Origin of the sequence: Actinomadura syzygii, from assembly GCF_008085905.1 — a bacterium.
Lineage (GTDB): Bacteria > Actinomycetota > Actinomycetes > Streptosporangiales > Streptosporangiaceae > Spirillospora > Spirillospora syzygii.
On sequence record NZ_VSFF01000016.1, the window covers coordinates 140,694 to 154,438 of the forward strand.

15 protein-coding genes are annotated in these 13,745 nt (G+C 68.5%); all 15 read right to left on the minus strand.

Annotation, left to right across the window (positions count from 1 at the left end):
* Positions 1-70: 70 nt before the first annotated feature.
* The 15 genes from FXF65_RS37520 to FXF65_RS37585 all read right to left on the minus strand — a co-directional run bounded on the left by FXF65_RS37520 (position 71) and on the right by FXF65_RS37585 (position 12,691).
* Complete coding sequence (locus FXF65_RS37520) at positions 71-373, minus strand: hypothetical protein (RefSeq protein ID WP_148354898.1); 303 nt, start codon at positions 371-373, stop codon at positions 71-73.
* Positions 364-810: a hypothetical protein gene (locus FXF65_RS37525; protein WP_148354900.1), complete on the minus strand. Its 447-nt coding sequence runs from the start codon at positions 808-810 to the stop codon at positions 364-366. Before FXF65_RS37525 ends, FXF65_RS37520 begins: the two co-directional genes overlap by 10 nt.
* Entirely contained in the window at positions 807-1,697 is an 891-nt protein-coding gene (locus FXF65_RS37530) for a hypothetical protein (RefSeq protein ID WP_148354902.1), read from the minus strand. Before FXF65_RS37530 ends, FXF65_RS37525 begins: the two co-directional genes overlap by 4 nt.
* A 39-nt stretch (positions 1,698-1,736) precedes the next feature.
* Positions 1,737-1,976, minus strand: coding sequence for a hypothetical protein (locus tag FXF65_RS37535; protein WP_148354904.1), 240 nt, complete (start codon positions 1,974-1,976; stop codon positions 1,737-1,739).
* Between the two features lie 133 nt (positions 1,977-2,109).
* Positions 2,110-2,628 (minus strand): single-stranded DNA-binding protein, encoded by a 519-nt coding sequence (locus FXF65_RS37540; RefSeq protein WP_148354905.1) that lies wholly within the window; start codon positions 2,626-2,628, stop codon positions 2,110-2,112.
* Between the two features lie 375 nt (positions 2,629-3,003).
* Positions 3,004-4,140, minus strand: a complete 1,137-nt coding sequence (locus FXF65_RS37545; protein ID WP_148354907.1) for an N-6 DNA methylase — start codon at positions 4,138-4,140, stop codon at positions 3,004-3,006.
* A gap of 785 nt (positions 4,141-4,925) precedes the next feature.
* The gene (locus FXF65_RS37550; protein ID WP_148354909.1) at positions 4,926-5,513 is read right to left on the minus strand and encodes a hypothetical protein; all 588 of its coding nucleotides are present in this window, start codon (positions 5,511-5,513) and stop codon (positions 4,926-4,928) included.
* Positions 5,514-6,473: 960 nt separating this feature from the next.
* Positions 6,474-6,749 carry a hypothetical protein gene (locus tag FXF65_RS37555; RefSeq protein ID WP_148354911.1) on the minus strand — a complete coding sequence of 92 codons (276 nt, stop codon included), beginning with the start codon at positions 6,747-6,749 and terminating at the stop codon, positions 6,474-6,476.
* 325 nt (positions 6,750-7,074) lie between these two features.
* Positions 7,075-7,653 carry a tyrosine-type recombinase/integrase gene (locus tag FXF65_RS37560; protein WP_246199371.1) on the minus strand — a complete coding sequence of 193 codons (579 nt, stop codon included), beginning with the start codon at positions 7,651-7,653 and terminating at the stop codon, positions 7,075-7,077.
* On the minus strand, positions 7,572-8,117 hold the full coding sequence (locus tag FXF65_RS45625; protein WP_246199374.1) for a hypothetical protein: 546 nt from the start codon (positions 8,115-8,117) through the stop codon (positions 7,572-7,574). The genes FXF65_RS37560 and FXF65_RS45625 overlap by 82 nt, the downstream gene beginning before the upstream one ends.
* 4 nt (positions 8,118-8,121) lie before the next feature.
* Complete coding sequence (locus tag FXF65_RS37565) at positions 8,122-9,192, minus strand: type I-G CRISPR-associated protein, Cas3-extension family (protein ID WP_148354915.1); 1,071 nt, start codon at positions 9,190-9,192, stop codon at positions 8,122-8,124.
* Positions 9,189-9,554: a hypothetical protein gene (locus tag FXF65_RS37570; RefSeq protein ID WP_148354917.1), complete on the minus strand. Its 366-nt coding sequence runs from the start codon at positions 9,552-9,554 to the stop codon at positions 9,189-9,191. The genes FXF65_RS37565 and FXF65_RS37570 overlap by 4 nt, the downstream gene beginning before the upstream one ends.
* Positions 9,555-9,600: 46 nt before the next feature.
* A complete protein-coding gene (locus FXF65_RS37575) occupies positions 9,601-9,981 on the minus strand; it encodes a hypothetical protein (RefSeq protein ID WP_148354919.1) in 381 nt (126 codons plus the stop codon).
* Between the two features lie 1,543 nt (positions 9,982-11,524).
* A complete protein-coding gene (locus tag FXF65_RS37580) occupies positions 11,525-12,034 on the minus strand; it encodes a hypothetical protein (protein ID WP_148354921.1) in 510 nt (169 codons plus the stop codon).
* A 282-nt stretch (positions 12,035-12,316) separates the two neighbouring features.
* A complete protein-coding gene (locus FXF65_RS37585) occupies positions 12,317-12,691 on the minus strand; it encodes a hypothetical protein (protein ID WP_148354923.1) in 375 nt (124 codons plus the stop codon).
* Positions 12,692-13,745: the final 1,054 nt, after the last annotated feature.

The window sequence follows — 13,745 nt, forward strand, 5'->3', positions numbered from 1 at the left end:
ATGTGATCCATCGTGTTCCCTGGCCCAGCCAGTAACCGCAGGTGCCGTCGGTCGCGGGTCGGTAGATCAGTCAGCCTTCGTGGTCTTCGACGGCGGTGCTGAAGGTGCCATGCCCGTCAGCGGGCCATGTGGAGCAGTGCTCGTTCATGACCCGATGAAAAAGACGACCCCAGACGAGCCGCTCGTCCTCGACGGTTACCAGGAGGCAGAGCGCGCCACAAATTTTGCAGTCGAAGGTTGCACCTTCTCGCGCACGCTTGGATTTGGCGGCCAGGCTCTGCAGCCGAGCGATCTCCTCGGCCCAGAGCAGAGTGTGCTCCTCTGAGATCTCGAAGGCGTGGCCGCATTCGGTCGTGATGCGGATCAGTTCCATTGATGTGCATCCTCACGTGTCCACGTGGCGGCAAAGGGGGCATGAACCCGGATGACGGCGTCGGCTTCCCAGATCTGGGCGTGCCCGAACAGTTCCCGTGCGGTCAGCAAGGCCAGATCGTCGTAGGCGCGGCGCTGTTGGGGAACGTTGGCGTAGGTGTCGAGCGTGGCGCGGCCTTCCCGCCATCGCTGGGCGGTGGCCTCGATCGTCCACGACATCCACCACCGCACCAGCCCGTCACCGCGGTCGGGTTCGATCCCGGTCGGTTCGGCGTCACGTGGGACCAGGTCGGCGTGGTCTCGGTAGATCGGCAGGTCTTCGATCGCGGCGGACAGGTCCCAGCACAGGTGAAGCGCGCAGGTGGACGGATCACAGCCGTGCGCCTGCGCCCACAGCTCCGGGTTCAGCGTCCAGTGGGTCACCAGATGCACTTTCACGGCGGCTCCGTCCCGCCGTCCTGGTCTCGCGTCTTGTCGTCCGGGTCAGTGTTCACGCGTTCTCTCCTCGGGGGAGGTGAGGGAGCGAGGTCGACGACGGTGTCCAGCCATGCCGCAAGGAGCGTGTTCGGGGTCGTGGGCGGGGTGGTGGGCGTGTTCAGGTCGCAGGTCATCAGGGCGTCGGCGGACAGTTCTTGGCTGGCCTGTTCCCATCGGGCGTGCGGGTTCGGTGGGTCGGCCGGGCGGCTGTCGGTGTCGTAGCAGCCGCCGTCGAAGCGGCGGAAGTACACAAAGACGTCGGGTTCGCCCGCAACGGAGACTCGCGCCAGGATCTGCGCCCCGAAGGCGGTGTGAGCGCGAATGCAGGCACGTTGCGGATAGTGCCTCAGCGGTCGGTGTCGGGAGACCTCGATGGCGGTGAGGGTCGCGCCGGTCGCGCGGATGTGGAGCGGTCGGGCGATCCGGTCCACGGCCGGGTGCCCGAACGCCCCTCCGATCTTGAAGGCACGGTCCAAGGCGTTCACGACGTCGCCCTGCGTGTAGTAGGGCTTGCCGCCGGTGAGGATCACTTCGGGGTCGCGGTGCGACTCACGGCGAGTGACCGTCCATCCACCGTCATGCCGACCGCTGGCGTAGTAGAACCGGCCGGGCAGCGGCTGATTGCTCAACGACGCGGCGCACTCCCTGTGATTGTCGATCTTTCCGTACCGGGCGCCGTCCTTCATCGCCTGGTCCAACGCGGCGAGGATCGCCTCACGCAACTTCCGATTGCGGACGCCGCGCACGTCAGGCTGCCCGAGCATCGGGGCGGGTTCACCGTCCAGGTGGAGCATGATGGTGCCCGCGCGGGCATCAGCGACAAATTCGGCAGAGCGCACTTTTGTCACAGGTGGTGTCCTTTACTGAGGTCGACGGCGAAGCCAAAGTCATACGGATTGCCGCATTCCGGGCGAGCAGAACGGCGAGAGCGCCTCTTGCATCGCATTGGAACCTTGCCGCGGCGGTCGCCTGGTTCCCGCCTGAGCTTGCTCATTCATGGCTGAATCAAGCCGGTCGTTGCTGAGCGGACGTGATGCGTCGCCCAGCGGTAGCTCAGGCGCAAACAGGGTGAGGATCAGGCAGATGACCGCAGCGGTCCGACCGAGGGCGGAGTCCTCGTTGGTCACGGCAGACGTCTTTTCTCGGGTGCAAAATGATCAGCGCGGACGCGGGTCTGGGAAGAACGAATCCCCGGCGACAGAGCGCTGAAGGCTCCATCACCGGGGATTCGCCGTGGCCCCACTCGTTCAGTGCCGATGTTCAGTGGTGCGCCTTCTCCGGCGATCGGTTGCCGAAGGGCAGCTGGTCATGCATGGCGGACTGCGCCGCGACCTGAGCGGGGACGGCTGTGGGAACCGGAACCGTCGCCTGGGCCTGCATCTGCCGGTTGGCCTGTTCGGCGTCGGCGACGCGCTGGGCCAGGCGTGCCTGGGTGACGCGCTTCGGCTCCAGGAGTTTGATGTTCTCGACGTTGACCTTGAGCTCGAAGACCTCCTCGCCGGCGCGGTTGGTGTAGTGGTCCATCCGCAGCGAGGTGTCGAGCGCGATGAGGTCACCGCGGTGGATCATCGCGAACGGGGTCTTGTCGACGTCGGTGTCCTTGCGCACGAAGGCCTCGACCGGGATGGCGTCCGCGGGGGTCTCACCCTGGGCGTTCTTGTAGTTGCGGTCGGCGTAGACCGTGAAGGCGACCTTCTTCGAACCGTCCTGGTTGCTGAAGATTTTGACGTCGCGGGCGAGGCGGCCGATGACGGTTCCGGTGTTGACGGGGTTCGACATGGTGTTCTCCCTGTTCTGACGAACTGTCTGCCATGACCCGCCCCGAATCGGCTCTGCCGATCAGGTGCCGTCATGACTCACGTGTCCGTTCCCGCACCCGAATCAGCTCCGCTGATCTGGTGCTTCTTTCAATCCGGCTCCCGTATCAGCAGCGCTGATCAGGGCCCGTCACCTCCCGTTCCCCGCGACACCGGCCGCCCTCGGCCTCGAGATGGTCGGCCGCAGCGACGGCACCGGCGCCGCACGCGTCGGCAGCGGTCTCAGAAGGCAGGACGAGGCGTGGTCCTCGAGATGATCTGTTGTTTCGACGTCGGGAAGAGCCCGGTACAGCACGCGGGCTTGTGTGGGTCAGGAGGGAGAAGAGGTTCCTTCGGCCTACGGCGGCCGCTGCGAGTCGGGCACCTCGCTCATCCGCACGACGCGCACGGGCTCGGGGGTTCCGGCGGCCGCGAGCTCGGGCCCGGGCCCGGACTGTTCGGCTGATCCGTCGGCTGGGTGCTCGTCGGATATGGCGCCGACGAGCGCCTCCACGGCGGCGAGCGCGGCGAACCACGCGGCGGTTTCGCGGGCGATCCCGACCACCCGGGCGTGATGTTCCAGCACCGACCGGCGCTTGGCGGCGGCCTGCTGCGGCAAGTCACCCTCTGCCAGAGTGTTCCCGCAGTACACCAAAACGTTCGGGCCGAGCCCCCACACCATCGCGTTCACCGCGAACGCGGCCGCTGCGATCGGGTCGATGTCGGTGCCGCACCAGACCATGTCGGCCGGGTCGCAGCCGATCGACCGCAGGTACTGCGCGGCCGCTCGGAGCAGACCACCTGATCCCACGCACGGGTCGTAGTAGGAGGTTCCGGGCTTGGGCGGGTCGTCCTTGGCAGCCATGAAAATGCCCGCGACGTTCGCGGCGGCGGCGTCCTCGGCCGCCTGGTCGGCGGCGTCGCCGGACACTTTCACCGGGACGCCCCCGCGGGATCGGACACGGTGCCGCCTGGCGCCGGGCGGGCGCGGCCCGCCGCCGAGCAGCACGTCCGCCATCGAGTCGGCGACCGGCGCAGGCGTGTGGAACTCGCCGAGGCCCTGCCGGGCGTCCTTGGCGCGCAGTTCCATGATGACCGGGCCGAGGACGTCCTCATCAGCGCGCTGCCCGGGATCGCGCCAGCCGGTGACGCGGAGCAGGCCGTGGCGCAGCGCCGCGCGGGCCACGGCGCGGGCCCCGATGATCTCCTGCTCGCCGTGGTCCTCGCGGAGCCAGTCGTGCAGCGGGCGGGCCTGCTCGACCAGGAACGGGTCGGCGATCCACTGCCGATCCCAGATGTCCTGCAGCAGTTCCAGCAGGCCGGGCCCGTCTAAAGCGGCAATCTGTGCGGCAAGGTCTGGGCCGTTCGGATCCGCCTGCCCGATCAACGTCAGCGCGGCAACGACTCCGACCGGGATGTCGATCCGGCCGGTGCCGTGCTGGCTGTACCAGGCGTGGGACACGTTCTCGGCGATCTTCACCGGCAGACTGGTCATCGGGGTTCCTCCAGAGGGCGAGCGGGCACGCTCGCGCGCACCCGATGGCAGGCGCGGCCTGAACTGGCGTTGGTTTGGTCCGGCATTGGTCTGGATGGCGCTCAGCCCGCCCGACAGCTTGATCAGCGGCTGCGGCGCTCCTCCAGCGGCAAGTCACCGCTGGTTGCACGCGTTGTGCGCGGCGAGTCGGTTGGTGGTCTCGGCGGACCAGTGATGCGCCTCGGCGTGGAAGCACAGCCGCTGGTCGTCGTGGCGGCCTCAGCGTTCGGCTTGCCGACCAGGACCACGGCCGGCCTCACCATCGCCGCCGCGGATCACCTAGGCGCCCCCCTGCCCCCGGAAGCTGGGCATGGCGGGAGCCGCGTCTAGTCAGGCGGCGGCTGGGCGACGTGGTGCGCGGGCGGTTGCATGCCGCGACGACACCGTTGCACTTCGGCGGCCAGGGGGATCTATTGGATCCCCCACTCGGTGGCGATGGCCGCGTCGTCGGGGCCATCGGGGCCGTCGGGGCCGTCGGGCCGTGAAGGATGGTCCCGTTCTGGTTCTCTCAGGTTGCCGGTTCGAGCCTGCTCGATGCAGCCGAGCACGAGCTCGGGTGATCGGGCAGCTTCAGCCGCCGCTCCGGCAGCGCCGACGGCGGTACACCTGCGATCCACTGTTGCTGGCTTAGCCACCGCATCGTGAACAAGCTCATGGACGCATCCGGCGGCGATCTTGACTACCGTGATGGCAGTGCACGCCGCGCCAGTCGTCGTAGTCGCAGGTGACACAGACATCGATGGCGGTTACGACTCGCCCATTTCGGCCAGGTGGGCGCAGTAGGTGTCGGTGATGTCACCAACGGCCCGCCCTGGCAGGGGCGTTCCGCATGAGCACGCCATGGTCCGGTCGACCCCGACCGCTGTCCACGCGGGGACATGGGCGTGGTCGTTCCACACGTCGACGTGATCTGGGCACATGCGCAGGTCAAGCATGGTGCCCCGCATCCATCCGGACGGCGCACCGGGCTCGCCGGACATCACGGCGACAGCGTCCATCAGGGCCGGGCAACTCGGCCAGTCGCAGCACCGGTGGACGCTCCCCCCGTACGCCGCGGCAACTGCGCCCAGGTCGGTGGGCTCGTAGGGGATCCGCAGCCGCCAGGACAGGCCCGCGCGGGTCGGGACGACCTCCTCTTGGCCACATGTGCGGCGGACGTGGACGTTTTGCGGTCCCCCGGCGCGTGGGGGCGTCGTCCACTGCAACCACGGCCACACGGGCGCCGATCCGCGTTCGCGGAGCGTGGCCCAGCGGGTGAGGACGGTGACAGGTTCGGGTGGGATCTTCGGCCCGGCGCGTTTGTCGCCGGGGTCAAGGTAGACACGGCCTCGCATGGGCCTCCTTGGTGGTCGGTGGGCTCAGAGTCGAAGCTGGGCACGGATCTCCTACTCGATTAAGGCGATGTCACCGGCCGCATCGTGACCGGCGCAGGCCGACTGCTTGAGCGCGGCGCAGAAGATGATGAGGTTCTAGGTATCGGGCTTGCTCGATCCGTCGGTTGACTTCGGCCTGCTCGTCGTCGGCGGCGGCGAGCCGATGGAGGCCGTGTCGGTCTCGGGCATGGCGGTGGATTTCCCTGCGCGGGAAGGGCTCGGGTAAGGGGTGCCGCGCAGAAGGGCTGGCCGAGGGGTCTCCTCGGAGCTGGCAAAGACTGGGTGGGGCACTACCGTGTGCGGGCACCGTCGCCGCCGAGCACGGCGACCTCGTAGGCGTGAACCTCGTGGCCGCGCTCGCCGTTATGCGAACCTGCGGTGACGAGCGCTCGCATCGGGCGGTGCACTTCGCACCGCCCTGGCGGTGAGCGCTCGATGCTCCAGTGACCTCCCCCGGATTCGAACCGGGACCCTGCCGTGATGACTGGAGTTGAGCCACAGCCGCTCTGCCCTTTGAGCCCTAGGGGGTCGAGATCCGACGAGGATCTCCAGGACGCACCAGCGGGAATCATCCGGATACCAGGGATCGAAGCTGTCCCGTCGGATCTTCTGCCGGTAGGCCACATGGCGTGACGCGGCGATGAACCGCGGTCGCATACGGAGTCGAACCACCCCGGACAGAAGAACGGAAACCCTGCGATGAAAAGCCCGGATCAGCTCTGCTGATCGGTGTCCAGAACTGCCTGGCCCGTTCTGCCGCACGCGTAAGGGCGCGCAGGCTCCGGCACGTTGACGAGATCGGTCTTCGTCGACGGCCGGGCCGACGACGATGCCGCCCTTGCTCCAGGTGGCACCGCGCTTGTCGGTGAACGCCATGGTCGGGGCCATACCGTCCCCTTGGTCGAAGGAAATGAATGTCGATCACTGGAGGCGCCGGACGGAGTCGGGCCTCGTCATACCGGCGATCGCCCCCGGGATCGCCTCGAACGTTTCGACCGTGTGCCCGCAGGTGAGGACGCACACGGTGCGTTCCAGCCACGGGGCGAACCGATCAGCCGCGGTCGTCGAACTGACCACGGTTTGAGGCATGCCGGGCTCGGCGGCGGGATCGTCGTCGACGGCGCAGTGATCGCACCACTCCTGCTCGACGACAAGGAGGCCGGTATCGGTCTTCGTAGGGGAAATGTCGATGGCCATGGTGGTTCCTCAGGGTGTGCGGGTGGGCACAGGACGGCCCGCCTCTCGGAGTGCGCGAGGGGGGCGTGAAGGGCGGACGGGATCAGCGATGGACCGCGGTCGCGCCCAGCTCGGGTAGATCACCTCGCGGGCGGTCGTCGCGGGGAGTTGTCCGGTGGTGGCGACGGCGTCGGCGTAACGCTTGAGTACGCAGCCGTGGCAGGGCTTCGGCGCGCAGCAGCAGGCCGGCCGCTACTTGTCGCGGAGAGCATTGATCTGCGTGAACAGGAGCGCCCAGGATCGGGAGGGCGCTTCGCGTGTGGAACCGGCGGCCGTGCGTGCTGGTTTAGAGCCCGATCCCGATGGTGGCGTTCTCGACCAGCTCGTCCACGATCCGGATGTAGCCGAGGAGCGCGGAGCTGTTGCGGGTCCAGCCGCCTTGGTCGGCGATCACCTCGATCGGCTTCGGCTTTTCGGCGCTGCGGGCGGTGGTCACCAGCGCGACGCGGAGGCTGTGCCCTTTCAGGCCGTAGACGCCTGCGCGGTCCCCGCACGCTGTGACGCGCTCCCCGCACCCCCGGTCACCCAAGCCACCGCCGAGGTTCCCTCCCTTGTCGACCTGGAGGAACGCGGGCCCGCCCGGGTCCAGGCGCGCGATGGCCGCCCAGTCCCGCCACGCCTGAACCGGGTCGGTGAGCGGATTTCTTCCGGCCGACACCACGACGGACCGGCCGCCGCGCTTGCCGAACAGGGTGGTGACGCGCAGCCCGTCCCCCAGGTCCTCGACGTTGCGGGAGCGGAGCCCGGCCAACTCGCCACGGCGAGCGGCGATGCCGACGCCGATCAGCAGCAGCGCCCGGTCCCGCCGCCCACCCGTGTCGTCAGGGCATGCGGCGATGATCCGCCGGAGCTGCTCCAGGGTGATGGTCGGGGCCTTCCCGCGGCCGCGCGGCGGGAGTCCCTGCTCGGCCTCGCGCGGACCTCCGCGGCCAGGACGGCGCGGGCGTGTCGGGTGGCGGCCCGGTCGATCTGCACGCCTCGCTCGGTGTGGCCGTGGGAGATCCCAGAGAAGCTCCGCTCGATGGTGGCGGGCGCGTGCCCGGCCAGCCACCGGAACCGGACGAACGCGGTCAGCGACCCGCGGCTGGCCGGGACTTCGGGGATGCCGACCGCGGCGCAGAACTCCGACCACACCGCCCAGTCCGCCGCGTAGGCGCGGGCGGTGTTGGCGTTGCGTTTCTGCTGGAGGTAGCCGTCGGCGCCGACGTCGAGTTCGGCGAGCCGGGCGAGCTGCTCGGGGGTCGGCCGCGCGCCGGGCCCAGTGCGCGCGGCCAGGTCCTGGAGCTCGACTGCGCGCTGCGCGGCCTCGGGTGCGATCTCCAACGTCATGGGGTCATCCCCAGCCGTACTTGCCGGGGTACTCGCCGCGGTCTGGGTACTTCCAGTCCCAGCCCTTCCAGGGTTGGCACTCCCCGCCCCGGCTGGGGACGCGCCGCACCTGGACGGGGATGGGGGTCAACGGCCCGCCGCCTTGGGGTCGAGCGGCGGCGCACATGGCGAAGATGTCGAGATCGACGACGTGGTCCATCGAGTTCGGTGCCGACACCCCGTGCGTGGCGGAGATGGTGGCCTCCAACCGGCCGTCCGACGTCCAGGCGAACTCCCAACTGCCATGATCCCAGCCGACGTTCCACACTGCGTCCAGGGTGTTCTTGCTCGCGGGCAGTGTCCACAGCGGCCAGGCGAAGACCTCCACGCCATCGATCGGGAACCAGCCGCGGGGCATGCCTTGGGGGAGGTTAGGGCTGCCGTAGTCTGGATAGCTGAACTTTTCAACGGCCAGCGTGGCAAGCCAGGTAGCGCCGGGTACGGCCATGCTCCCGCCGGGTCCGCGCAGGCCGGGGTCGGTGGAGTAGGACGCCCGGTGGTCGAGCCACCATCCCTCCGAACCTTGCACTCGTCGCCAGCCGGTCAGCGCTTCGGTGAGCAGACGCTCAGGGTCCCGCCGAACTTCCAGCATCGGGTAGTACCAGAAACTCCCGATGGTCTGTCGGCCTCGGACGGCGATGAGCGGGTTCACCAGGCAACGGCCATCGGCGTCGGTGGACTTGTCGGTCAACGTGGCGCGCAGCCACGAGCTGCGGACGCGGTCGGTCAAGCGCCGGTACCCGTCGGGCGTGACCCGCAGCGGATCCGGTGCTCCGCGCCGCCTTCGCACTGGGAAGTTGCTGCTGTAAGGCAGTGCTCCGCCCTCGGGGATACTCCTGAGTCGCTTCATCAGCTCCGCGACCAGGTCAGCGATGCTCGCGGGCCGGTGACAGTGCAGGATCGCGTGCCGGTCCTCTGGGTCCCAGCTCAGATAGCTGTTCTCCAGCAACTGGCTCATCAGGCCGATCACCGCGAGGAATCCCAGCGGCTCGTCACCGGCCAGGCCGGGGAGGTCGATCCGGTGCAGATGGCTCACGCTGCTCCACCTCCACCACACTCGCCCTGAACCACCTGGCTGATGGCTTCGGAGACATCGTGATCGTTGGAATGCTCAACGGTCATGTCGGCCGGGTCAAAGATGGCGTGCGTGCCGCCGGGCTCGACGCGGCCGGGGGCGGAGGCGCCGCAGGCGCGGCACTCCAACACCACGGCGGGCCGGACGGCGAGCTTGGTCTGCACACCGGCGAGCGAGTACGTCCCGGGCGGCGGGTCGGCGATCATCCGCTCGACGATGTGCAGGGCGTGCTCTCGGCCGCAGGCCAGGCACGGGTCGGCGACGGGCTTGGCACCGTCGGGCGGCGGTGGGAGTTCCGGGTCGGGGAACGGGTCGGCGGGCATCGGTTGGCTCCGGATGGTTAGAGGGGCGACGTGCAGACCACGGCGGTCATCCTCTCCGCGGGAACAGCCTGATCGTGCGGATCTCGTAGTGGTCCGGGTCGTAGGGGTCCAGGTGGACGACCAGCACGCGTCGGCCCCAGGTGAGCCGCAGGATCACGACCCCCTTGTCCGGCGCTGGGCCGTCGGGGTCGATGCGCTCGATGTCCATGTAGCGGAGGCGGCGGCGGGAATGGCCCACGGCGACAGCGGCGCCCATGGCCGCATGGACGACCTGCGCGTCGGTCATGAGCCGCCGGACGGGTTCGCTGTCCTGGGGAAGTCGGTGGCGGCGAAACAGCCATCGGACGGTCGCGACCATGCCAGCGTCGGCGCGGTTGCCGAGCACGCCTCCCACAACTGCGGCGTTGGCGAACCCAACGACTTGCACGATGATCTCCCAACCCGCGGGGAAGGGCGAGGGGACGTCCCCTGTGGAGATGCCAGAGTCCGACGAAAGCCTTCCAGGGCGACGCGGAGCGTCAGTAGAGGGAGAGGTACGTGCGGAAGCGCTCACGACCGGGGGGGTTCCTCGCGCGGCGGGTCGGTCACCGGGGTCTCCTGGCTGGCCGGGGCGGCGGGCTGAAGGGTTGCCTCCGATAACGGAACTTATCGGAGGTGATCCGGGCGTGCCCGCCGGACACGCCCGTTCCCTCGAAGGCCCGGCCGCCGGTCAGGACCGTCACGATCACGAACGGTAAATCCGCAGGTAGCGACTGCGGCCCGCCCTGGAATTGTGCACTAACATTAGTGCTTTGCGTACGCAAAGCACTAAGGCTAGTGGATAAGCGACCATAGGCAGTGGGCGATTCTTGCCGCAGCCCTGCGCCAGGCGTAGTAGATTCCGTATTGCTCTGCTCAGTGGCCGCGCCCTCTGCGGCCTGACTGACGAGCGCCCCTTCCTGCACGCAGCCATTTGTGGCCCGAGCCGAGAAGGGGGGTGAGGTAATGCTAGTCCGTTTGAACCGGTTTTGTCGGCCAGCGCGCCGGTGGGCCGCTGCCAAGGACGCTCAGTCCTGGATGGCGGCGCTGTCCGCGGTGTGCCTGGCGATTGACACGGTCAGCAGGCTAGTGACACTGCTGAGGTCCGCCATGTAGCGGACCCCAGCAGCAGAGGGACGGTCGCCCGTGAGTTGGCTCCAACCTACCGCGGGCGGCCGCTCCCCGTCACCGGCAATGCTAGCAATCCCGCGCGCAATCAACCGCCGCAAACCCTAACCTGGCACGAGAAACCCCAGCGTGCCAACGCGCAATCCGCGCGGTCGCAAACCTAAACCTGACGCGAGAAACCCCAGCGTGCCCAAGCAAACATCGCCCCGGCACGGCATTGTTCGCGACAACAACGCATTCCATCACCGGCGCATCATCATTGGTGTCAGGTTTAGGTATCCCATACATCGCGGAGACGACAGGCGGTCGGCGGCCCGCCGTCCCAGAGCAACTCACGATGCTTCGCCGCCGGAACGGCCGTCCTCCCGAATGCCGGGCTTCGAGGGTTCGTAACTCGGCTTGGGCAACCGTGAGTCGGCTCACGGTTCCCCCGGTCCCGGGACCACGGGCTGGGACCTCTACCGGACGCGCGGCGGATCGACGTGCAGGTGCTCCACCCACGGACGAGGGTCCCGACTGCCGTGGTGTCCTTGGATCGGTCCTCACGGGTGGGCACGGTCGGACCTGTAGGCGGATCGATCTGCCGAGGGGCCCTGAAGGAACCGCAGCGGGTCAGCAGCGCGACGGCGAGCAGAGCGGTGAGGAGGAGGAGGACGACGAGGACGATGCGCGGGGTGGAGCGGGGCATCGTGATCCCTACCTTCTTCTTGGGTGATGCGTGGGATCTCGTGTGGCTCTTTTGCCGGGTGTCGGCCGAGATCCCTGAGCATGTCCAGGCGGGCGCATCGTCACGAGGTGGTGAGCGCCTGATCAGCCGCTCCCGGTCAGTTGCCTCTGCACCGGATGGCTTCCAATGCGCGACTGCGGGCGAGGCGGAGCCGTCCCGCCTGGACGGGACCGAACACCTCGACCTGTGGGGCGGACGGAGCCGCGAGCCAGTACCGGCCGCCCTCCGCCGTGGTGACATGGCGGGTCACGGCGTAGACGAGGGCGGGGCCACCGTCGCCCGGGCGGGGCCCGTCGGCGTAGATCACCATGGAGCCGACGAGGAATGGGCCGAGATGCCACGCCTTGGTGAGGGAGACCAGGCGGCGGTTGCCGTGCCGGGCCACGAGCTCGACGGGCAGCGCGGCGGGGACTGTCCATACGCCGTCGCCGGTGATGACGTGGACGTGGGCGGGCACACTCGGGACGGCGGGCTCGAGGCGCGGGTCACAGTAGACGCGGGCGGCGTGCGTACCGGGGAGGACCCGGATGATGTCGCCGTCACGGATGTCGGCGGCGGTGAACGGCTTGGCCGACTCAACGGACGCGGCGTTGGTGTTCGGGGTCATGGCAGTCGGGTGCTCCTGTGCCGGTGGACGGCCGGGCGGTCCCGTCCCGCCCGGCCGTGCGAGGTGGAATGGGGCGGAACGGGGTGGGTCAGGCACGGACGAGAACGACGTCCGCCGCGCCTCGAATAGCCTGTGAGTCGTTCCTCTTGACGACTATTCCTTGCAGTCATAAGTATATCCTCCTCCACTTGAATGGTGATCAATAGAGCGATAGCCGATGCGACGAGTCCTTGTGGGAATGTCGCCGCACCGGCCATCAGAGGATGTGGGCCAGAGACCGGGTCAGGCCGGCGGGCGGGTGCCTTCGATGGAGGCGCGGGCGCCGCGGGCGAGTTCGGCCGCCGGGACGAGGATCCGGTGACCGCCGACGGGGTAGTCCGGGTGGTTCGAGTGCACGACGGCGCACACCCACGAGCCGCTGTAGCGTCGGCGCGGTCGCTTCTCATCGGTGGTACCGGCGTCGGGCCAGAACTCGAACGGAACGACGACGACCTGGTGCTTGGTCCCGGGCAGTGCGATGAGCAGATCCTGTGGCCATTCCCGGATGGTCACCGGCAGCAGGGACAGGTCATGGTTCTTCGAGCCCTCAGGGGCCGCGGCGAGCCGTGCCGCTTCCTGCTCTGGGGTCTCGAACAGGGCCGATAAGGTGAATCCCATCGTGCTCAACTCTCCTTCTGGTGTGAGACGGTGCGGTACACCTATGCCGGGGCCTTGATCGTCCAGTCGGCGACTCCGGCGATCCGGCTGCCGCGGTCGCCGCGGCCTGTGGTTCCGCACAGCGGAATCAGAAGCGTTCGCAGGAGCGCACAGTTCTCAGTTCGCGGCCGGGGTCAGCCGAGCAGCACGTTTCGGTCTGCTGGGCGTCGAGGCCGCGGCTGGAGGCGTGCAACGCCATCGGGGAGAACCGTCGGCCGGTGCGTCGAAGCCGTGGACGGGAACCCGGCGTGGAGCGAGAGTCTTGCGGTCGGTGTGCCGCGGCTCTCGCCCTCGTGACGACCGGGTGCCAACCGTCCCCGTAGGCCACGACCCGCAGGGGCAAGGACCACCGGATCGGCGTCCGATGGGGTCTCAGGGGTGGTCGTGGGCATCAGGCGCCCCCCTTGGCGGACATGAGCTGGGTGGTGAGATTGGTGAAGTGCGCTCCGGACACGGCGAAGATCTGCGCGTCCGCGTGAGCGCGGACTATCGAGAAGAAAGTCCTTGAACGCCTCTGTCTTCGAATTGAAGGTCGAGCAGAGGCTGCGGCCGTAGACGATCGCATACGACATGATCGGGGCTCCTTCGCGGCGTCGCGCAGCACCGCGCGACGTGGGTCATGGCCCTTGCAGCCACCGTGCGGAATCCGGTGACGCGCCGATCCGCCGGGCTTTGCCCGGCCGGCGCCAGCCCCAGCGGGGCACGCACCCTGACCGGTCAGGCCTTTTGCCACAGGCCCCCCGGAGCAACTCCGTTGCTCCCCACGACTCGCCAAAGCCTCTCCCCCGGCATGGGCGCACGCACCGACAACCCGCCATTAGCCGCCCATTTGAATCGTCGCGGACTGCCGCTGCGGTGGCTTTTAAGATAGGGTGTCCACATAGGCAAAGGATACGAGTCAAATAGTCAATGGAGGCATGATGAGAAAGGCCCGTACGTCTACGCCGTCGATGGCGACGGTCCGCGGGTCCGGCGCACCGGTCGGCCATGATGGCGATGGCGGAGCCAGGGCCGG